This is a genomic window from Agrobacterium sp. CFBP2214 (assembly GCF_030209895.1).
Classification (GTDB): Bacteria; Pseudomonadota; Alphaproteobacteria; order Rhizobiales; family Rhizobiaceae; genus Agrobacterium; species Agrobacterium radiobacter.
In genome coordinates this window covers 1,144,972-1,163,274 of the sequence record NZ_JARVRC010000001.1, presented here as the reverse complement: position 1 = coordinate 1,163,274, position 18,303 = coordinate 1,144,972, and the positions used below count along the sequence as shown (strand labels likewise).

The 18,303-nt window shown below is 58.2% G+C and carries 22 protein-coding genes and 2 tRNA genes; 16 read left to right on the top strand and 8 right to left on the bottom strand.

The window, feature by feature from the left end; genetic code table 11:
• The first annotated feature begins 59 nt into the window (after positions 1 to 59).
• The 6 genes from uppC to QRN60_RS05780 all read left to right on the top strand — a co-directional run bounded on the left by uppC (position 60) and on the right by QRN60_RS05780 (position 5,849).
• The gene (uppC, locus tag QRN60_RS05805; RefSeq protein ID WP_003502309.1) at positions 60 to 632 is read left to right on the top strand and encodes a polysaccharide export protein UppC; all 573 of its coding nucleotides are present in this window, start codon (positions 60 to 62) and stop codon (positions 630 to 632) included.
• Positions 633 to 648: 16 nt separating this feature from the next.
• Entirely contained in the window at positions 649 to 1,791 is a 1,143-nt protein-coding gene (uppD, locus tag QRN60_RS05800; RefSeq protein WP_065694935.1) for a polysaccharide biosynthesis type 4 glycosyltransferase UppD, read from the top strand.
• A 221-nt stretch (positions 1,792 to 2,012) separates the two neighbouring features.
• Positions 2,013 to 3,566, top strand: coding sequence for a polysaccharide biosynthesis glycosyltransferase UppE (gene uppE / locus QRN60_RS05795; RefSeq protein ID WP_031233998.1), 1,554 nt, complete (start codon positions 2,013 to 2,015; stop codon positions 3,564 to 3,566).
• Entirely contained in the window at positions 3,563 to 4,804 is a 1,242-nt protein-coding gene (gene uppF / locus QRN60_RS05790) for a polysaccharide biosynthesis O-antigen ligase family protein UppF (protein WP_003502303.1), read from the top strand. Before uppE ends, uppF begins: the two co-directional genes overlap by 4 nt.
• Before the next feature lie 78 nt (positions 4,805 to 4,882).
• On the top strand, positions 4,883 to 5,032 hold the full coding sequence (locus QRN60_RS26595; protein ID WP_003496532.1) for a hypothetical protein: 150 nt from the start codon (positions 4,883 to 4,885) through the stop codon (positions 5,030 to 5,032).
• 172 nt (positions 5,033 to 5,204) lie between these two features.
• Positions 5,205 to 5,849 carry a hypothetical protein gene (locus QRN60_RS05780; protein ID WP_129565046.1) on the top strand — a complete coding sequence of 215 codons (645 nt, stop codon included), beginning with the start codon at positions 5,205 to 5,207 and terminating at the stop codon, positions 5,847 to 5,849.
• 71 nt (positions 5,850 to 5,920) lie between these two features.
• Here the strand turns inward: QRN60_RS05780 and QRN60_RS05775 are convergent, their stop codons facing one another.
• On the bottom strand, positions 5,921 to 6,457 hold the full coding sequence (locus QRN60_RS05775) for a DUF1269 domain-containing protein (protein ID WP_003502301.1): 537 nt from the start codon (positions 6,455 to 6,457) through the stop codon (positions 5,921 to 5,923).
• Between the two features lie 229 nt (positions 6,458 to 6,686).
• Between QRN60_RS05775 and QRN60_RS05770 the strand changes: the two genes are divergently transcribed.
• From QRN60_RS05770 to QRN60_RS05760, 3 genes are all read left to right on the top strand, one after another.
• Positions 6,687 to 6,763: transfer RNA gene (locus QRN60_RS05770), tRNA-Pro, on the top strand.
• Between the two features lie 139 nt (positions 6,764 to 6,902).
• On the top strand, positions 6,903 to 7,163 hold the full coding sequence (locus tag QRN60_RS05765) for a hypothetical protein (protein WP_003502300.1): 261 nt from the start codon (positions 6,903 to 6,905) through the stop codon (positions 7,161 to 7,163).
• A gap of 224 nt (positions 7,164 to 7,387) precedes the next feature.
• On the top strand, positions 7,388 to 7,591 hold the full coding sequence (locus tag QRN60_RS05760; protein WP_080866081.1) for a hypothetical protein: 204 nt from the start codon (positions 7,388 to 7,390) through the stop codon (positions 7,589 to 7,591).
• A 221-nt stretch (positions 7,592 to 7,812) separates the two neighbouring features.
• On the opposite strand, the gene QRN60_RS05755 is transcribed toward QRN60_RS05760, so the two are convergent.
• Together QRN60_RS05755 and QRN60_RS05750 are read right to left on the bottom strand one after the other, a co-directional pair.
• Positions 7,813 to 8,367, bottom strand: coding sequence for a dual specificity protein phosphatase family protein (locus QRN60_RS05755; protein ID WP_003502298.1), 555 nt, complete (start codon positions 8,365 to 8,367; stop codon positions 7,813 to 7,815).
• A gap of 138 nt (positions 8,368 to 8,505) precedes the next feature.
• Positions 8,506 to 9,093: a YqaA family protein gene (locus QRN60_RS05750; RefSeq protein WP_020810809.1), complete on the bottom strand. Its 588-nt coding sequence runs from the start codon at positions 9,091 to 9,093 to the stop codon at positions 8,506 to 8,508.
• 522 nt (positions 9,094 to 9,615) lie between these two features.
• On the opposite strand from QRN60_RS05750, the gene QRN60_RS05745 reads away from it, so the two are divergent.
• The gene (locus tag QRN60_RS05745) at positions 9,616 to 10,260 is read left to right on the top strand and encodes an exopolysaccharide biosynthesis protein (RefSeq protein WP_020012290.1); all 645 of its coding nucleotides are present in this window, start codon (positions 9,616 to 9,618) and stop codon (positions 10,258 to 10,260) included.
• Positions 10,261 to 10,263: 3 nt separating this feature from the next.
• Here QRN60_RS05745 and QRN60_RS05740 read toward each other — a convergent pair whose 3' ends face one another.
• On the bottom strand, positions 10,264 to 10,542 hold the full coding sequence (locus QRN60_RS05740; protein WP_129565045.1) for a hypothetical protein: 279 nt from the start codon (positions 10,540 to 10,542) through the stop codon (positions 10,264 to 10,266).
• Between the two features lie 176 nt (positions 10,543 to 10,718).
• Between QRN60_RS05740 and QRN60_RS05735 the strand changes: the two genes are divergently transcribed.
• Positions 10,719 to 10,793 (top strand) — tRNA-Asn (locus tag QRN60_RS05735).
• A 101-nt stretch (positions 10,794 to 10,894) separates the two neighbouring features.
• On the opposite strand, the gene QRN60_RS05730 is transcribed toward QRN60_RS05735, so the two are convergent.
• Positions 10,895 to 11,299, bottom strand: coding sequence for a DUF2934 domain-containing protein (locus QRN60_RS05730; RefSeq protein ID WP_129565044.1), 405 nt, complete (start codon positions 11,297 to 11,299; stop codon positions 10,895 to 10,897).
• A gap of 170 nt (positions 11,300 to 11,469) precedes the next feature.
• On the opposite strand from QRN60_RS05730, the gene QRN60_RS05725 reads away from it, so the two are divergent.
• On the top strand, positions 11,470 to 11,709 hold the full coding sequence (locus QRN60_RS05725) for a hypothetical protein (RefSeq protein ID WP_129565043.1): 240 nt from the start codon (positions 11,470 to 11,472) through the stop codon (positions 11,707 to 11,709).
• Between the two features lie 58 nt (positions 11,710 to 11,767).
• On the opposite strand, the gene QRN60_RS05720 is transcribed toward QRN60_RS05725, so the two are convergent.
• From QRN60_RS05720 to QRN60_RS05710, 3 genes are all read right to left on the bottom strand, one after another.
• On the bottom strand, positions 11,768 to 12,211 hold the full coding sequence (locus QRN60_RS05720) for a TIGR02594 family protein (protein WP_020810805.1): 444 nt from the start codon (positions 12,209 to 12,211) through the stop codon (positions 11,768 to 11,770).
• 113 nt (positions 12,212 to 12,324) lie between these two features.
• Complete coding sequence (locus QRN60_RS05715) at positions 12,325 to 12,882, bottom strand: methylated-DNA--[protein]-cysteine S-methyltransferase (protein WP_129565042.1); 558 nt, start codon at positions 12,880 to 12,882, stop codon at positions 12,325 to 12,327.
• A gap of 135 nt (positions 12,883 to 13,017) precedes the next feature.
• Positions 13,018 to 13,287, bottom strand: a complete 270-nt coding sequence (locus QRN60_RS05710; RefSeq protein WP_003502285.1) for a DUF982 domain-containing protein — start codon at positions 13,285 to 13,287, stop codon at positions 13,018 to 13,020.
• Between the two features lie 189 nt (positions 13,288 to 13,476).
• On the opposite strand from QRN60_RS05710, the gene QRN60_RS05705 reads away from it, so the two are divergent.
• From QRN60_RS05705 to sseA, 4 genes are all read left to right on the top strand, one after another.
• Positions 13,477 to 14,916 (top strand): cryptochrome/photolyase family protein, encoded by a 1,440-nt coding sequence (locus QRN60_RS05705; protein ID WP_129565041.1) that lies wholly within the window; start codon positions 13,477 to 13,479, stop codon positions 14,914 to 14,916.
• Positions 14,917 to 15,038: 122 nt separating this feature from the next.
• Positions 15,039 to 16,076, top strand: a complete 1,038-nt coding sequence (locus tag QRN60_RS05700; protein ID WP_129565040.1) for a cysteine synthase A — start codon at positions 15,039 to 15,041, stop codon at positions 16,074 to 16,076.
• Positions 16,077 to 16,088: 12 nt separating this feature from the next.
• Complete coding sequence (locus QRN60_RS05695) at positions 16,089 to 16,826, top strand: alanyl-tRNA editing protein (RefSeq protein ID WP_129565039.1); 738 nt, start codon at positions 16,089 to 16,091, stop codon at positions 16,824 to 16,826.
• A 16-nt stretch (positions 16,827 to 16,842) separates the two neighbouring features.
• Positions 16,843 to 18,264 (top strand): 3-mercaptopyruvate sulfurtransferase, encoded by a 1,422-nt coding sequence (gene sseA, locus QRN60_RS05690; protein WP_111792643.1) that lies wholly within the window; start codon positions 16,843 to 16,845, stop codon positions 18,262 to 18,264.
• Positions 18,265 to 18,303 lie beyond the last annotated feature (39 nt).

Sequence of the window (18,303 nt, the reverse complement as noted above, 5' to 3'; positions counted from 1 at the left end):
GCACATTAACCCTAACAGAACGATAAGAATGATCAAAGATCGACTCGGAGCCAGATCAGATGCCGCTCGCCGGATCACGACATGTCACCGCACTGACGCTTGCCGTTCTGACGGCCCTTTCCGGCTGCGCGGCATATCAACCCGCGCCGAGGTCCTTCAATGAGGCTGCCCTGCAACCCTATCATGTCGATAGCGGCGACAGGCTGCGCATCAACGTGTTCGAGCAGGCCGGGCTGACCAATACCTATACGGTCGATCAGGCCGGTTACGTCGCCTTCCCGCTGGTCGGCCAGGTTCCGGCGCGCGGCAAGACGCTGCCGCAGCTCGAAGCGGCCATCGCCGCCAAGCTGCGCCAGGGTTATCTGCGCGATCCCGACGTGACGATCGAGATCGACCGTTATCGTCCGGTCTTCATCATGGGCGAAGTTGGCCGTCCCGGCCAATATTCCTATGTGCCTGGTATGACGGTACAGAACGCCATCGCCATTGCCGGCGGCTTCACCCCGCGCGCCAACCAGGCCGATGTCGACATCACCCGCAAGATCAATGCCGAGGTGATGACCGGCCGGATCGGGATTACCGCCCCCATTCTGGCGGGTGACACCGTCTATGTACGCGAACGCTTCTTCTGAAAACGGAGCGGCGAACGTGTCGGATGACGGCCCTCCCCTGCGCATCATTCACTGCTTCCGCTCCCCGGTGGGCGGCGTTTTCCGCCATGTGCGCGACCTTATCGAGGAACATGTCAAACAGGGCCACAAGGTCGGCATCGTCTGCGACAGTTCCACCGGCGGTGCGCATGAGGAACGGCTTTTCGCACAGATCACGCCGATGCTGGAGCTTGGCCTCACCCGCCTGCCCATCCGGCGGTCCATCAGCCCCGGCGACCTCATGGCGCTGTGGAAATCCTACAAGCACATCAAAAGTTTGCGGCCGGACATTCTGCACGGGCACAGCGCCAAGGGTGGCGCTCTTGCCCGGCTGATCGGCTCACTCCTGCGGGCGAACAGGTATCGCGTAGCCCGCCTCTATTCCCCGCATGGCGGCAGCCTGCATTATGCCAGAAACAGCCTGAAGGGGCAGCTCTTCCTGCGGCTGGAGCGGTTTCAGGAGCATTTCACCGATGCGCTCTGTTTCGTCTGCAATTTCGAGCAGACGACTTACGAAGCCAAGGTCGGCAAGCCGCGCACCCACACCGCGATGATTTATAACGGCGTGCAGGAAAGCGAGTTCGAAACCGTCCCCGCCCGCGATGATACGGCCCGTTTCCTCTACATCGGCATGCTCCGTGATCTCAAAGGACCGGATGTCTTCATAAGGGCATTCGCGAAAATGGAACGCAGCCTCGGCCAGCCCATGTCCGGCGTGATCGTCGGCGATGGACCGGACAGGGACAAATATGCCGCGATGATCGACAAGGCCGGGCTTTCCCGGCGGATTTCCATGCATGCGGCCATGCCCGCCAGACAGGCTTTCGAACTGGCGACGACGGTGGTGGTGCCTTCGCGCGCCGAAGCCATGCCCTATATCGTGCTGGAAGCGCTTGCGGCGGGAAAGACGGTCATTGCCTCGCATGTCGGCGGCATTCCCGAAATCCTCGGAGAAGACAGCGAGGCGCTCGTCCCGGCGGGCGATGCCGATGCGCTGGCGCGGATCATGGTCAAGGATGCCGAGGATGCCGACTGGGCGCAGCGGGTCATGCCGCACCCCGACAGCTTCAAGGCGAAATTTTCAACCCCTGTTATGGCCGATGAGATGATGAAGCTCTATCGCGACCTGCTGACGAGCTAAAGTTATTTTAAAAACACGATTTTTAATTGTATATTCCAGCCGTCCTGTAGAAACTGATCATAAACGTTTCTTAGCATGTTTCGGCTAGTTTTCTGCTCGTAGAGCGCGGCCATCCACCCGGATGCACAAAGGGCGCTCTACCACTTTGAGGTTGCGTATCGTTCCGGTTGAAAATCTGTGCGGTTTTCAGGTCGATGCGCTGGAGGGTGCGGACCAAAGCAATGACCAAGACTGACAAGGACAGACTGCAATTCGATCTGGCGTCATTGCGCAAGAAAATCTCCGAGCGTCAAACCGGAGAATCCTCCGCATCCGAACCCGTCGTTCTCAATCCGCTTGCTCGGCAGATCGCCAACCAGCTTCGCGCCGGCAATCATTCGCCCAATATGGTGATCGGGCAATTGCGGCTTCTCGAATTCACGATGCTCGTGGTCATCGCCGCCATCGTCAACGGCATCGCAGCCGATCGCGGTCTCGAAACATTTCTGGCGGTGTTCGGCGGTGGCGTGCTGGGGGCGGCGCTCTGCGTCTTTCTTCTGCAGGCGGGTGATTGTTATCAGCTTCCGACACTGCGCACGCCGCTGAAGATGTTCGCCCGCATCCAGGGCGCCGTCTGTCTCTCCTTCGTGGGAATTGGCTGTTTCCTTCTCCTCTTCTTTCCCGATGCGCTGCACTCCTGGCAAGCCTTCGGCATCTGGTACGCAACGGGTGCGATCGCGATCTTCGCCGGTCGACTGATCCTCGGTTTTGCCATTCGCCACTGGGGCCGCAACGGCGTCATGGAGCGCCGCGCCGTCATCGTCGGCGGTGGCGATACCGCTAAGGACCTTATCCGCTCGCTGGAGCAGCAATCCGATAACGATATCCGCATCTGCGGTATCTTTGACGACCGGAAAAGCGCCCGCTCTCCCGAAGTTGTCGCCGGTTATCCCAAACTTGGCACCTTTGCTGAACTGGTGGAGTTTGCCCGTCTGACGAAGCTTGACATGCTGATCATCGCCCTGCCGCTCAGTGCCGAGGCGCGTATTCTCCAGCTCCTGCACAAGCTCTGGATACTGCCAGTCGATATCCGCATCGCGGCGCATGCCAATAAATTGCGTTTCCGTCCCCGCGCCTATTCCCATGTGGGCAAGGTGCCGATGCTCGATGTGTTCGACAAGCCGATCCGTGACTGGGATTCGGTGGCGAAACGGGTGTTCGACATTACTTTCAGCCTCATCGGTATCGCCATTTTGTGGCCGGTTATGCTGGGGGCGGGAATTGCGGTGAAAACGACCTCGAAAGGCCCTGTTCTCTTCAAGCAGAAGCGCCACGGCTTCAACAATGAAACGATCAATGTCTGGAAGTTCCGTTCCATGTATACGGAACTCAGCGATCCGACCGCCAAAAAAGCCGTGACGAAGAACGACCCCCGCGTCACACCGGTCGGCCGCTTCCTGCGCAAATCCTCGATGGACGAGCTGCCGCAGCTCTTCAACGTTCTCTATGGCGATCTTTCGCTCGTTGGGCCGCGCCCGCACGCCGTTCATGCCCAGACGGGCGATCTGAAATATACCGAGGTGGTGGAGCATTATTTCGCGCGCCACAAGGTGAAGCCCGGCGTTACCGGCTGGGCGCAGATCAACGGCTGGCGCGGCGAGATCGACCACGGCGACAAGATCAAGTTCCGCACCGAATATGATCTCTATTACATCGAGAACTGGTCACTGTTCCTCGATCTGAAGATCCTGTTCCTCACGCCGATACGGCTGCTCAAATCGGAAAACGCCTATTGACCCACACCGGTTACCAGCACGCGGCGAATTTCGACGCACCGTTGGCCACCATGCGGCTCATCGGATCGTTCTTCATCGCCTTCGGCGTGTTCCTTTCCGGCTTCGTCATCTCCGAACCGGCCCCTTATGAATTGATGATGGTGGGACAGGTGGCCGTGTGGTTCCTGCTTGGCCTTCGCCTTTCGCGCACCGTCGTCCTGCTTCTGTGCCTGCTGCTTGCCTTTAATGTCGGCGGTTATCTTTCGCTCACCACCATGGCCGATCTGGATGAGGGACCGCTCTATCTCGCCGTCTCGACCTTCCTGGCGCTGACCTCGGTTTTTTATGCGGCGATCGTGGAGGACAAGTACCAGCGGCTGCTTTTGATTTTCCGGGCCTGGCTTACGGCAGCGCTGATCACAGCGCTGCTCGGCATCATCGGATATTTCCACGCCATTCCGGGTTTTGAGGTCTTCACTCTTTACGACCGCGCAAAAGGCGCCTTTCAGGACCCGAACGTCTTCGGTCCCTTTCTGGTGACACCGTCGCTTTACCTGATCTACGGCCTTCTCACCGGCAAGGCGATGCATGCGCCCTGGCGGATCGTCGGGCTGCTCATCCTGTCGCTTGGCGTGTTCCTGTCGTTCTCGCGCGCGGCCTGGGGCCTGTTTCTGTTCGCCACCATTCTCCTCGTCTTCGTCATGTTGCTGAAGGAACGGACGGCTGCGTTTCGTCTGAAAATCCTCGTGCTGTTTCTCGTCGCCGCCGGGCTGATGGTTGCGGCGGTCATCATCGCGCTGCAGTTTAAGCAGGTGGCGGATCTGTTCTCCAGCCGCGCTTCGGCGGTGCAATCTTATGATGGTGGCCATCTCGGGCGTTTTGCACGCCACTATCTCGGCTTCCTGCTCGCCATGGAACACCCGCTCGGCATCGGCCCCATGGTGTTCGACAATATCTTCCCCGCCGCCGAACATAATATCTGGCTGAAGAGCCTGACCACGCATGGCTGGTTCGGTTTCGTCATCTATCTGGTCCTGATCTGCTGGACCATTGCCGCAGGTTTCAGGCATCTGCTGCGGCCACGCCCGTGGCAGCCGTTCCTGATCATTTCCTGGGTGACCTTCGTCGGACACGTAATGATCGGCGCCGTCATTGATACCGACCACTGGCGGCATTTCTTCCTGCTGCTGGGCATATTGTGGGGATGCATGGCGCTTGAAAAGCGCGAAAGCCTGCGCCGCCGCGCGCGGGCCGCCTAAAATGCTTACCCTTACGGAACCTTACGCCATTTCATGCGTTTAGCCCCCGATTCTGATTGTCAAACGGGGAGACATCTTATGACGCAGACCAATAATCTCTATCTCATCATCGGCGCACTCCTGGTGGTCCTTGTTGGCCTTGGGGCTTATGTCTGGCACGAGGAAAGCAAGCCGAAGGGGATCGAGATGAATATCGGCCCGAACGGCGTTTCCGTTCAGGAGAATTGATCCGCAAGCGTCGCGCAAAGTCCGGCCATTAAGACCGGGTGCATCCTAGGCCGAACACGGCCGGGATGTACCCGGTCTTCTTATGAGAGAGGACGAAAGGCGGGATCGATGCCCGCTGCGCCGGTTCGGTACGAATGATCCGTATCGCCCGATCAAGGAAACAGCTAGCGCAATGGTCTCCTCCATCGACCTTTCCACCCGCCTAACCGCCACCAGGCTCGCCCTCAAGGCCATCAAGGAGCAGGAAGACAATTCCCCTGCCACATCCTCCTCGACGCGGGCGGCTCTCCTCGATTCCTACGGGCTCGACACCTCATCTTCTTCCACCAATACGCGCCTCACCCAGCTTCTGGCGCAATATTCCCAGACCTCGAGCGAAGACACGCAGACCGACGATATCGATACGCAGCTTTCTTCCGGCGATATTAGCAAGGCCGATTTCATGAAGGAGCTGAAGGAGATGCTGGAAGAACTGACCAGGGACCCGGACAAGGCTTCGCAGGCCAAGGCCATGCTGGAGGCTTTGACAACAGGCACGCTGACGGTCTCCGATCCCGCCGAGGGCGCCCAAATCAAGGCGTGGGACGTGGCCTCCGATACAAAAACCACCTCCAAGCCGACGACGGAGATCACCACGACGGGATGGAGCGACTTTCTGAAAGACCATCTCAAACGCGACGGCTCGGCTTATGCCAGAAGCGAGACCGGCGCCTATGTCGACACTGTTTCCGGCGACAGCGCGTTTTTCGGCAGCGTCGGCAGCCGTTATTATTATCTCACCTGGCCACAGGCGAAAAACGGCGCCCTGACCGTATAAAGCCAGATTTCCCGAGGACTGAACGGATCGCTGCGACATGGAACATGCCGCAGCGTCGCTTTTTCGTCTGCTCAGACGGCAGGCGCGGTGGCCGGTTCGGTTCCACCAGAGAGCGCCTTTTGCAGCTGCGCTTCCTGCGCCGGCGACAGCGAGGTCTTGATGACCCGCCCGCGCAGGCCTTCGAATTCTGCCAGCACCTTTTCCGGCTGCACCTTGCGGATCAGCACGAATAGCGCCGAAGAACCATTGGGAATGGTCTCGCCGAGTGATTTGATGAAATCATCGTCGATACCGAAATCCGTCAGCGAACCCGCAAGGGCGCCCGTGCCGGCGCCAATCGCGCCGCCGATGGCAAATCCCGCCAGCGGATTAAGGAACAGCAGGCCGACAAGGCCGCCCCACAGACCGCCAGACAGGAAACCGGAGCTTGCGCCGATTGCCGTCAGATTGACGCTCTGCTTCAGATGCACCTTGCCGTCTTCATCGCGAACGACGACCACGGCATCTTCCAGATCAACCAGATATTCCTTTTTCAGGCCTGCAAGCTTCAGAAGCACCCTGTCGGCCACTTCCGTTCCGTCAAAACCAACAACGACGAGTTCGGACATAGTTCGTCTCCCTGAGTTTCAATTCCGCTGCGATTGAACGCCGAAGAACGCAGCTTGTTCCGGCAATGATGGAAAGAGGATGTGTCACGCGTTTGACGGTCGCCCATGCCGGGAAGCATCACCCTGCCCCGGCCCTTTCCTGCCGTCCACACCCTTTGTTCCTTTTTTTATGAAAAGACCATTTTCCGCTTGCACCCTAACAGGCTTATATATAAACGGCTTTCAGGTTCGGAGCGTAGCGCAGCCCGGTAGCGCACTTGACTGGGGGTCAAGGGGTCGTGGGTTCGAATCCCGCCGCTCCGACCATTAAAATCAGATAGATAGCCAGTTCCCCCAGAGCTGGCTATATTTGTTTTAGCTCTCTAGTAATGAGCGCTATGCGCGAGTTTAAAAGACCCTGTTCGGGTGTGCATTTATCCAAGCCTTGAGAACGAAGTGTGCTGAGATGGCAAAAAAACCGAAAATAGAACACTCAGAATTCTCGGGCGAGTTTGAAGACGAGGGCATCACCGTCCTTGTTGATATCTACCGGCCCGCTGGTACCCAGCAGGATTGGACGCTCGAGGTTATCAGCGAGCACGACGATGTCACCACCTGGGACGAACCTTTCGCCACCGATAAAGACGCCTGGGAAGAATTCCTGGCCACTTGTGAGAAAGATGGGATTCGCAGCTTCCTTGATGGCGACGATCCGTCAGTTCATTAACGTTTGATTCTGCGGCACCAAGCCGTAGGGGTTTGGGCCAGAATCCCGTGCTCCGACCGTTGTCTTCTCGATCCCCATTTTTGATCGAGAGCGTTCTCCGGTTAAATTCCCGACAATATAAGCTCAGGTGTAAAGCCGCTAGCCGTAGAAGGACAGCGCGCATTGCCTTGTTGACTCTCCGTTAAAATTAGAACATTTAGTGAACAAAAGAGAGGTCATCCACTATGCCCGACGCTGAAAAAATCACCCCTGCACGGCCCGACGACATAGCGGGATATGTCATCCAGTGTCATGACGGCGATGCGAAGGCGGCTGTCGAAGCGCTTCTCGGCGAAATCGAGCATTTGCAGGAACAGCTTTCCCTTGCGGTCGCCATCATGGGAAATGGATATACGCGCGGGTGGAAGCCCGACGCGAGGCGGGATTAGAATCGTCTCCGCCACCGTCTTTGGGTGCGATGACGCATGCCGGCAAGCCAGATAGTCGATTGAGCCTTAGACAAAAATCCCTCGCCATGTCGGCTGCCGGGGCGGAGGGATGAGTTTAAGGCTGCGTGGTAGCCCGCTGGGTGGGCGGTAGCCAGCAGGGTGTCTCGCGACGAAGGGCGGTGCCGGCATCTGTTGCCTACACCGCCTGCCCCAGGCCATGTTCAATATTCGTTGGACGCGATCGCGAAATCGTCGATGACAGGCATCTTTTCCGCGTTTTCCCACGTCCGGTCCATGGCGTAGGTTTGCGACAGATAGGGAATGCCGATATGGCCGAAGCGGAAGGAAAGCTGGCTTTCCGCCTGTTCCTCATCAAGCCGTGCGACGCGACTGAGATAGAGAGCGGTGGCAAGACCTGTCCTGTCCGCACCGGCCTTGCAATGAATGAGAATGGGTTTCGGCGCATCGCGCATGATCGCGACCAGCTCGTTGACCCTGTTCATGTCAAGCTCCTGGCTGGCCGACATGCCGAAATCGATGTGATTCAATCCGAGCTCGCGGGAGGTCTCGACCTCATCCCTGTACCAGGCCTTGGCTTCATTCGCACCGCGCAGATTGATGACCGTCCTGATACCATGGTCCTTGGTATAGCGGACGAGCTGCTCATTGCTCGGCTGGTTGGAGCGATAAAGCTGCCCCGCGACCACCTCGTGAAAATTGCCGAGGAGCTGAATGGCGTAGAGATAACCGCCTGTGGCAAGCACAGCAATACCCATGCCCCAAAAGGAGCACTTCCAGAATCTTCGCATAATAAAACGGTTCCCTCATTCGACGAGAGAACCGATACAGGTGGATTCTGACAGTAAGCTGAAAGTTCTGCGACAGTATTGTAAGAGTAGAAAATTTGCGCTTGATCAACGCACAAAAACGTAGACGGCATAGACCGCGATGAGTGCGGCGGCGGCCGCAGCGGTGATGGCGCCGAGACGTTTTTCGATGAAATGGCGTACCGATTCACCGTATTTCTGCAGCAACCCGGCAAGGATGAAAAAACGCGCGCCGCGCGTGACGACAGCAGAAAGAATGAAGAGGCCAAGGCTGATATTGGCCGCGCCGGAGAGGATCGTGACGACCTTGATCGGCGGCAGATGCGCGAGCCCCGATGTCACCAGCAGGAGAACGATTGTCTCGTAATCCACCGAGTTCTTCAGATGCTCGAAGCTGTCGAGCTTGCCGTAAAATTCGAGAATGGGCCGGGCAAGGCTCTCAAAAGCATAATGACCGAGGAACCAGCCGGCGATGCCGCCGAGAACCGAGGCGACGGTTGCAACGAGTGCATAAAACATCGCCTTTTTCGGCTTGGCCAGCACCATGGGCAGGAAAAGCACATCCGCAGGCACGACGAAGACGGAGCTTTCCACGAAAGCCACGATCGCCAGCCACCATACAGCGGTTTTGCGCGCAGCGAGCGCCATCGTCCAGGCATAGATGTTTTTCAGCATTTCATGTCCCCGGGGAAGAGTGTTGCGGAGTGAAGACAGGCAGGAGCCAGGGCAGGCCGGCGGTGATTCATGTGGTTTGCCGACGGCGGCCGGCGGGCCGGAGAGACCGAACCCGAATGAGAATTAGAGACAACGCAAGAGAATGGCAAATGTTGGAAGATTTATTTTTGCATCGCAAAAAATCATAATGACGAGCATTTTCCGCCCATACCGAGAGCCGGTTGCTGCGATGCGAAATTTCACCCTGTGGTAGATGAGCTCGCCTTTTTGCTGTAGAATGAAGGTGGACGGAAGAGGAGGAAGTTATCATGGAATATGTAAGCTTCGTTACATCGATCAATCCGGTCATACTTGTCATTCTGCTGGTGGTTCTTCTTGCAGGGGCTTACAGCAGCTGGGTTTCGCACTGAGCAGGACGGAACCACTCGACCAAATGTGAAAGGCTCCGTTTCTATCAACGATAGGCATTGGGCCGGATGAATGTTATCAAGCCCGGAGTTAAAACAACTCCCGGGAAGCCGTATGACGAACGAATTCGCATTCACTGATACGTCTGAAAAGCTCAGCACGACGCTTGAGAAGCTAATAGGAAAGCTGCAGGGTCAGACGATCACGTTGCGCGAGTTGATGGAAGCAATCGGCGAACAGGGCCTGTTGCTCATCTGCGCGATCGCATCCCTACCCTTTCTCATTCCGGTTTCCATTCCCGGCGTCAGCACGGTCTTTGGCGCAGCGATCATCCTTGTCAGCCTGGCAATCACCCTCAATCGCCTGCCATGGTTGCCGGCAAAAATTCTTGACCGGCAGATGGAAACGGCAAAGCTTGTTCCCGCCCTTCAAAAAGGCGTCGCCATTGTCTCCAAGCTCGATGGTTTCATCCGTCCGCGCATTCCCGCGCTGACGACGGGCATCATCGCCAACAGGATAAACGGGCTTGCGCTGATGACGGCGGGCGTATTGCTGATGATGCCGCTCGGCTTCATTCCCTTCTCCAACACCCTTCCGGGTGTCGCGATCCTGCTTTTTTCGGCCGGGATGATTCAGCGGGATGGCGTCACCGTGCTCGGCGGCTATCTCTTCCTGGGTCTGACGACGATTTATTTCGCAGCGCTCGCCTATGCGGCTTTCTGGGCCGGCCAGGGCATCAGCAGCTCCATCGGCGCTTAAGACCTATCGCCGGCCGCCATTACGGCTGGCGCGGCCGTTCTGCCGCGACGCCCACCAGACCGCCAGCCGTCGCCGCTGGCGGCGAACCACGGGCAGATCGTGGGAAAGCACGATGAGACCAAGCGGAATCATCCAGAAACCAAGGACGGGCAGGAAACCCAGCGTTCCGCCCACCACCAGAGCCGAGCCCGTCGCGATCCTGCCGACGCGCGAACGCGGCATGGCAAGGCTCCATTTTCCGACATGGAGACGATGCGTTCTGTGGTCGATACCGAATTTCATTCCATCCTGCCCTTTTTCATCTGGCCTGTGGATAATTTTTTCACCGTCGACAAGCCCGGAAAATCGGGACTCTGGAGGGATAAAACAAGAGGAATGCGTTTTTTTTGAAAAAACCGCTTGGCAAATCGGAAAAGCATTTGTATTACCCCGCTCACACCGCGCCAAGCGGTGCACGTTCCCTGGTAGCTCAGCGGTAGAGCATTCGACTGTTAATCGACAGGTCGCCGGTTCGAATCCGGCCCGGGGAGCCATCTCTCTCAAAAACATGTTTTGAAGAGCGAAGTGCCGCTGCAATTCGCTCGATTTGGATCGGGGATTTTCCTGCATTCCCGGTTATTCAGCCGTCAAACGGTCAGGTCTTCTTGACCACCCGTTTCGTCGCCCTTGTGGCGTTGGTCAGTGCCGGCGGATCACTTGCCGGAAAACTCTCCTCAAGGCTCTCGGTCAAATCGTCGTCCTTGTTCTTGACCGCAGATTTCTGCTCCTTCTCAAGCGATTTTACTGCCGGGGATTTGGCCTTTGCCGAGGCTGCCTTTTTCGCTGGCGTTTTCTTCGCAGGCGCCTTCTCCGCTGACGCCTTCGCGGCAGCTGGCTTCTTCACGCCATTCTCGCTTTTGGACTTTGCCGCTTCCGCATCTGCGGAAAGTTCCCGTTCTGCCTCGATCCAGTGTCTTTCATGATGCCCGTCGGGTCTTCCTTCCCTCTCCCATATTGCGCGCGCTTTTTCACGGATTACGGCTTCGCGGTCATGGCTCATAACGGACCTCCCTCTTCGTGTTGCACCGGTTTTGATTGTGCCACTGAAAAAACAAAAAAAGCCAGAGTTTGTTCCGCGCGGTTTCGTCGCGGGTGAGCATTTCCGCGTGAAAGGGAACCGTTGTCGACCGCGGATCGTTTGCCCTGCAGAAACCCGCAGGAGACCATTTCATGAACACCCCGCAAAAGCCGAAAACCGAACCGCTTGATATTCGCGACGAGGATGTCGCGCGTTTCGAAACCGACAGCGAGCTGAAAGCAAAGGACGGCGAGATTTACCCGGACGAGAGCATGAGCCTACGTGCACGCCGGCAGGCGGCAAGGCAGCATGAGGACGCCTTCATCGTCGCCACGGATCTTGAGGACGATGACCAGCGCGAGGCGGCGCCGGGTACCAGAGAGCAGACATAGGCCGAAAATGGAAAAGGCGGGTCAAAGCCCGCCTTTATCAAAGGAATGTCTGGAGATTTTATCGACGGACCGACACGATGGCCTTGCGATTGAAGTTCGACACCTGCACCCGGCCGGACTGATTGCCGCCGAGGATCTGGGCGGTCTTGCCGCTCATGCTTTTCAAAATGCCGGCGTGATAACCGCGGCCGTTGCGAATGACAACGACATCGCCCGGCTTGGCCTGGCCCACCGGAACTGCATAACCGAAGGATGTCCAGGACTTTGCAAATCCATAGGATTTGGGAGACTGCCGGCCGGCCTTGCTGGCGACAGCATGCAGGAAAAGGCCGCACCATGGGGTGCTGCGGGGATTTGCGCCAAGAATATTCTTGAGGCTCTTGTTGTTCTTGGACTCGTGCAGCCCGGTGTATTTTTCCGCCTGGTTCAGCATGCCGGCCGAGGCCGATGCAACGACTGTAAAAGACAAGGCAACGGATAGAATTAACGCGGATACTCTCAAACGTCTCGCCCTTATGTTAGAGGGCGCCCGTGTATTGTGACAATTTAGCGACAATTTGACGAGAAATGGGCAGAAATCAGACACCTATTCATGTGCGCTGATCTGTCATTGCTTCAGAACAGGCTGCCCTGCGCCTCATCGGCGCGGCTGCGGCCGGCATTTTCGAGATCTAGCATGCGCAATTTGGTGGTGGTTCCGCCCGGTGCGGAGAAGCCTCCAAGCCTGCCGCCGGCAGCGAGAACCCGGTGGCAGGGAATGATCAGCGGCACCGGATTTTTCGCCATGGCCTGACCGACATCGCGGGCCTTTTCCATGCCGAGACCTAGCGTCTTTACGATGCCGCCATAGGTCGTGGTATGGCCCCAGCCGATCTGCCGCGCAACGGCGTAAACATCGAGGAAAAATCGCTCCTGTCCGGCGAGGTCGAGTTCTACGGTCGTAAAATCGATCTGCTCGCCGCCGAAATAACGGGTGATCATTGCAATCACCTCACGCGTGCGTGTTTCCGGAACGGCAATGGAGGCGGATGGCAGGCGCTTCTGGAGAAGTTTTTCGGTCTCACCAGCGTCAGGGCTGGGCAATTGCAGACGCGCGATACCGCCCCCCGCCCAGGCAAGGCCGCAATGGCCGAGGGCCGTCGGAAAAACAATATAGCCGTAGTTATTGCTCATTGCCGTCACTCATTCGCCTTTTCGCATGCACGATGCCATATCCCGCATTCGAAACAACCCGTTTCCTGCCTCTCAACAAACAAGGCCACCCGTTTTTGGCGGGTGGCCTTTTACACGTCAGTCCTGAAAATCCGCTCAGGATGCGATTTTGCCCTGCTCTTCGACAAGGCATTGCGCCTGCCGGCTGGCGGCAACGAAAGCCGTGCGGGCGATTTCTCCCGCCACATCGCCCATCAGCGAGGCGCGGCACAGACGCAGCGCCTGTTCATGCGCCTTGTCGCCACGTTCGGGCCATTCGTGCTGAAGAAAATCGAAGGCTTCGTAAACGCCATTGAAAATCCGGGGAGCACCGTTTTCAAGGGAGATGGTAACGGGCTTTTCCCACTTAACGTCGTTCAGCAACATTGATTGCACTTCCATGCTCTATTAACCCGCGACAAACGCCGGCCCCTCCAGTTGGTTCCCTTCATCAGCGGTTTCAAGGGCGAAAAAATAACCCTCGAGAAACCATGTACCTCCATCTTTCCATTCTAGCCGATTTGCGGAACAAAGCGTCTCAACACTCGTTCAAGCGGAAGTGAACCGGGTCCTTTCATGCCGACAACAGCCTCCCCCGTCATCGTCTGGTTCCGCAAGGACCTGCGCCTTTCGGACAATCTTGCCCTGCTTGCCGCCGTGGAGCATGGCGGCCCCGTCATCCCCGTCTATGTCAGGGAAAAGTCCTGCGGCCCGCTCGGCGGCGCGCAGGAATGGTGGCTTCACCACTCCCTCGCCTGCCTTTCCGCCGCGCTGGAAAAAACCGGCAGTCGCCTTGTTCTTGCAAGCGGCGACGCCGGCGAGACGCTGCGCCAGCTGATATCCGAAACCGGCGCTGACGCAGTGTTCTGGAACCGCCGTTACGATCTAACAGGCGTGGCGACGGACAAGGCGCTGAAGCAGAAGCTGCGCGACGATGACCTGACCGTTCGCAGCTTTTCCGGGCACCTGCTGCATGAACCATCCCGGCTGCAGACGAAATCCGGCGGTCCCTACCGGGTCTATACGCCCTTCTGGCGGGCGCTGGAGGGCGGCGAGGAGCCGCATGCGCCGGCGGACGCGCCGAAGAGCCTGAAAGCGCCGAAGGCATGGCCGGAATCTGAGAAGCTCTCCGATTGGAAGCTCTTGCCCACTAAACCAGACTGGGCGAAACACTTCAGCGACATCTGGGCTCCCGGCGAGGGCGGCGCGCAGGAGAAACTCGATGATTTCATCGATGGCGCCCTGAAAGGCTATGAAGAAGGTCGCGATTTTCCGGCAAAGGACGCAACCTCCATGCTCTCGCCGCATCTGGCCCTGGGTGAAATATCACCCGCCACCGTCTGGCATGCGACGAAGGGACTTTCCCGGCATATCGCCTCAAACGATATCAGCCGTTTCCGCAAGGAAATCGTCTGGCGGGAGTTCTGCTATCACCTGCTGTTTCATTTCCCTGGGTTGGACGAGAAGAACTGGAACGAGAGTTTCGACGCCTTCGGCTGGCGGGACGACGAGAAATCCTTCAAGGCCTGGACGCGCGGCATGACCGGTTATCCGATCGTGGATGCCGGCATGCGGCAATTGTGGAAACACGGCACCATGCATAACCGGGTGCGCATGATCGTTGCCTCCTTCCTCATCAAACATCTGCTGATCGATTGGCGGAAGGGCGAGAAATGGTTCCGCGATACGCTTGTTGATGCCGACCCGGCCTCAAATGCCGCCAACTGGCAATGGGTGGCGGGTTCAGGCGCGGACGCCTCGCCGTTTTTCCGCATTTTCAACCCCATCCTGCAGGGCGAGAAATTCGACGCCGATGGCAACTATGTGCGCCGCTTCGTGCCGGAGCTTGAAAAGCTCGACCGGAAATACATCCACAAGCCGTTCGAGGCGCCCAAAGAGGTCTTGAAGAAGGCGGGCATCGAGCTTGGCAAGACCTATCCGCTGCCGATCGTCGACCATGGAAAGGCGCGGGAAAGAGCGCTTGCCGCCTATGCCGAAGTCAAGAAAAACGCATAAAATTGGGTATCGGCAAAATTTTGCGTGGCTAAGCCAAAGCCGGGAAGATAATTTCTTGCGTTGAAGCGGTTGTAACGGGACATAACGGCACCTAATTTCCGCTCAGACAAGAAGGCTCAATCATGACCATTCATTCCTCTGCGCTCAGTGCCATCGGCAATACGCCGCTCATCCGTCTGAAAGCCGCCTCTGAAGCGACGGGGTGTGAAATCCTCGGCAAGGCGGAGTTCCTCAACCCCGGCCAGTCGGTGAAGGATCGCGCCGCGCTCTACATCATCCGCGACGCCGAACGGCGCGGGCAATTGCGGCCGGGCGGCACCATCGTGGAAGGAACGGCGGGTAATACCGGCATCGGCCTGTCGCTGGTCGCCAATGCGCTGGGCTACAAGACGGTCATCGTCATTCCCGAGACGCAGAGCCAGGAAAAGAAGGACGCGCTGAAACTTCTCGGCGCCAAGCTGGTCGAAGTTCCGGCAGCCCCCTATTCCAATCCGAACAATTACGTGAAGGTCTCCGGCCGGCTGGCAAAGCAGCTTGCCGCGACGGATGAAAACGGCGCCGTCTGGGCCAACCAGTTCGACAATATCGCCAACCGTCAGGCCCATATCGAAACGACGGCGCCTGAGATCTGGGATCAGACGGACGGCAAGGTCGACGGCTTCATATGCTCGGTCGGTTCCGGTGGAACGCTTGCGGGCGTTGCCGATGGCCTGCGTGATTTCAATCCCGACATCAAGATCGGTCTTGCCGATCCCGAAGGCGCCGCCCTTTACGAATTTTACAAGCACGGCGTGCTGAAGTCGGAAGGTTCCTCCATCACCGAGGGCATCGGACAGGGGCGCATCACCGCCAATCTGGAAGGTTTCACGCCGGATTTCTCCTATCGCATTTCGGATGCGGAAGCCCTGCCGGTGCTGTTCGATCTGGTCACCAAAGAGGGTCTGTGCCTCGGCGGCTCCTCCGGCATCAACATCGCCGGCGCAATCCGCCTTGCCCGCGAGCTTGGTCCGGGGCATACCATCGTGACGATACTTTGCGACTACGGTAATCGTTATCAGTCGAAGCTCTTCAATCCGGATTTCCTGCGTTCCAAGGGACTTCCGATTCCACAGTGGCTGGCGACGAAAAGCGAGATTGCGGTTCCGTACGAAACCGTTTGAGGACATGCCGAAATGCCTGTGAATGCCCTGTTCCGTGACGATTTTTATCTTTCCACCGCAGAAGCGATCGTCACGGTGGTGCATGAGGATGGCGGCATAGAGCTGGATCAGACCTGCTTTTACGCCACCTCCGGCGGCCAGCCGGGCGATAGCGGTTTTCTCGAGCGGGCCGATGGTTCGCGCATCGAACTCGGCATCACCAAAAACGGTGCCGACAAGAGCGTGATCGTCCATGTGCCGCTCGAAGGCCAGCCTTCTCCGGAGATCGGCGAAAAGCTGACCCTGCATGTAGACTGGCCGCGCCGTTACAAGCTGATGCGCATGCATACCGCCTGCCACCTTCTGTCCGTTGTCTGCCAATGGCCGATCACCGGAGCCGCCGTCGGCGAGGACGAATCGCGTGTCGATTTCGATATGTCGGAGACCATCGACAAGGATGAGGTCACGGCAAAGCTGATGGACCTGGTGAAAGCCAACCATCCCGTTTTCCTGCAATGGATTACCGACGAGGAGCTGCAGGCCAATCCGGGCATCGTCAAATCCAAGAATGTTCGCCCGCCAATGGGCCTCGGCCGGGTCAGCCTCGTCTGCATCGGCGAAAATTCTGCCATCGACAGCCAGCCCTGCGGCGGCACCCATGTTTCCGAAACGCAGGAAGTGGGCGATATTCACATTGCCAAGATAGAAAAGAAGGGCAAGGAGAACAGGCGGTTCCGCATTCGTTTCGGCGCGCCTGAAGCTGCTGCCTGAAATCAGGAGAGACATCGTGAGCACGGATAAGAGCCGTTTCGTCGTTTCGGCGGACTGGGTGGAAAAACAACTCGGCACGGCCGGGTTTCGTCTCGTTGATGCCTCGTGGTATCTGCCGGCGCATAAACGCAACGGCGCGGAAGAATATGCGGCCGGTCACCTGCCCGGCGCCGTGTTCTTCGATCAGGACAAGATCGCCGATCATACGACCGGCCTGCCGCATTCCCTGCCCTCGCCGGAGTTCTTTGCCGAACAGGCTGGCGAGCTCGGGCTCAGCGATACCGACACGATCGTGGTCTATGACGGCCCCGGTTTCTTTTCCGCACCGCGCGTCTGGTGGATGCTGCGGGTGATGGGCGTGCGCAAGGCCTATGTGCTGGATGGCGGACTGGACGGCTGGAAGCGCGAGGGCCGGCCGCTCGAAACCGGCACGCCGGAAATCGAACCCGCAACCTTCACACCCGATTTCAACGAAAAGCGCGTGACGTCGCTGTCAACGATGCGCGGCATCGTCGACAGCGGTGAAAAGCAGATCGCCGATGCTCGCGGCGCAGGCCGCTTCACCGGCGACGAGGCCGAGCCGCGTGCCGGCATGCGTTCCGGCCATATGCCCGGCGCGCGCAGCCTGCCCGCGACCGCCTTTTCCGAGAACGGTCATTTCAAGGACCTCACCGCCATCCGCAAGATGGTGACCGACGCCGGCATCGATCTCGGCAAGCCCGTTGTCACCAGCTGCGGCTCGGGCGTTACCGCAGCCGTCATCACGCTGGCGCTTGAATCACTCGGCCATCAGGACAATTCGCTCTATGATGGCTCGTGGTCGGAATGGGGCGGACTGGAAGATACGCCTATTGTTACCGGCCCCGCCGAGCCTGTTCCCGTGGTATCGCATGGGCCGCTGAAGGCGCATGTGACGCAGCTCGAAATGACCGCGCCGCCGAAGGTCAGCCTGCCGATCCCCGTCAACATCCAGACGGCGCTGATGCGGGTCAACAACATTCCCCTGCATTTCTACCGTTATCTCTACTGGCGGGTGGGGAAACGCTGGCACTGGCAAAAGCGCATGCGCATGAGCGATGCGGAGCTTTCCGCCATCCTGCGCGATCCAAAAAACAGCGTCACGGTCCTTTATATGAACGGTGCGCCCGCCGGTTTCTTCGAACTGAACAAGGCGAGCGACGAGGTGACAGAGCTGTCCTATTTCGGCCTGCTCGAAGAGGCGATCGGTGCCGGCGTCGGCAAATGGTTTCTCCTGCAGGCGCTTTATGCCGCCTGGCAGGACAATCCGCAGCGGGTGACGGTGACCACCAATACGCTCGACCATCCGCGTGCGTTGCAGCTTTACCAGATGATGGGCTTTTCGCCCGTCGGCACCTATGAAGCCTGGGTGGAGCCGCTCGCCGATACGGAACTTCTGGAAATCTCGATGCGCAATTGAGGGGTGGCTGGCCTCCTCCCCGTTCAGGAGGCCAGATCA

What these genes read in the sequence shown, in the direction of transcription:
- uppC (WP_003502309.1), top strand. Translation starts at nt 60, where the DNA reads ATGCCGCTCGCCGGATCACGACATGTCACCGCACTGACGCTTGCCGTT.
- uppE (WP_031233998.1), top strand. Translation starts at nt 2,013, where the DNA reads ATGACCAAGACTGACAAGGACAGACTGCAATTCGATCTGGCGTCATTG.
- QRN60_RS26595 (WP_003496532.1), top strand. Translation starts at nt 4,883, where the DNA reads ATGACGCAGACCAATAATCTCTATCTCATCATCGGCGCACTCCTGGTG.
- QRN60_RS05780 (WP_129565046.1), top strand. Translation starts at nt 5,205, where the DNA reads ATGGTCTCCTCCATCGACCTTTCCACCCGCCTAACCGCCACCAGGCTC.
- QRN60_RS05775 (WP_003502301.1), bottom strand. Translation starts at nt 6,457, where the DNA reads ATGTCCGAACTCGTCGTTGTTGGTTTTGACGGAACGGAAGTGGCCGAC.
- QRN60_RS05765 (WP_003502300.1), top strand. Translation starts at nt 6,903, where the DNA reads ATGGCAAAAAAACCGAAAATAGAACACTCAGAATTCTCGGGCGAGTTT.
- QRN60_RS05760 (WP_080866081.1), top strand. Translation starts at nt 7,388, where the DNA reads ATGCCCGACGCTGAAAAAATCACCCCTGCACGGCCCGACGACATAGCG.
- QRN60_RS05755 (WP_003502298.1), bottom strand. Translation starts at nt 8,367, where the DNA reads ATGGGTATTGCTGTGCTTGCCACAGGCGGTTATCTCTACGCCATTCAG.
- QRN60_RS05750 (WP_020810809.1), bottom strand. Translation starts at nt 9,093, where the DNA reads ATGCTGAAAAACATCTATGCCTGGACGATGGCGCTCGCTGCGCGCAAA.
- QRN60_RS05745 (WP_020012290.1), top strand. Translation starts at nt 9,616, where the DNA reads ATGACGAACGAATTCGCATTCACTGATACGTCTGAAAAGCTCAGCACG.
- QRN60_RS05740 (WP_129565045.1), bottom strand. Translation starts at nt 10,542, where the DNA reads ATGAAATTCGGTATCGACCACAGAACGCATCGTCTCCATGTCGGAAAA.
- QRN60_RS05730 (WP_129565044.1), bottom strand. Translation starts at nt 11,299, where the DNA reads ATGAGCCATGACCGCGAAGCCGTAATCCGTGAAAAAGCGCGCGCAATA.
- QRN60_RS05725 (WP_129565043.1), top strand. Translation starts at nt 11,470, where the DNA reads ATGAACACCCCGCAAAAGCCGAAAACCGAACCGCTTGATATTCGCGAC.
- QRN60_RS05715 (WP_129565042.1), bottom strand. Translation starts at nt 12,882, where the DNA reads ATGAGCAATAACTACGGCTATATTGTTTTTCCGACGGCCCTCGGCCAT.
- QRN60_RS05710 (WP_003502285.1), bottom strand. Translation starts at nt 13,287, where the DNA reads ATGTTGCTGAACGACGTTAAGTGGGAAAAGCCCGTTACCATCTCCCTT.
- QRN60_RS05705 (WP_129565041.1), top strand. Translation starts at nt 13,477, where the DNA reads ATGCCGACAACAGCCTCCCCCGTCATCGTCTGGTTCCGCAAGGACCTG.
- QRN60_RS05700 (WP_129565040.1), top strand. Translation starts at nt 15,039, where the DNA reads ATGACCATTCATTCCTCTGCGCTCAGTGCCATCGGCAATACGCCGCTC.
- QRN60_RS05695 (WP_129565039.1), top strand. Translation starts at nt 16,089, where the DNA reads ATGCCTGTGAATGCCCTGTTCCGTGACGATTTTTATCTTTCCACCGCA.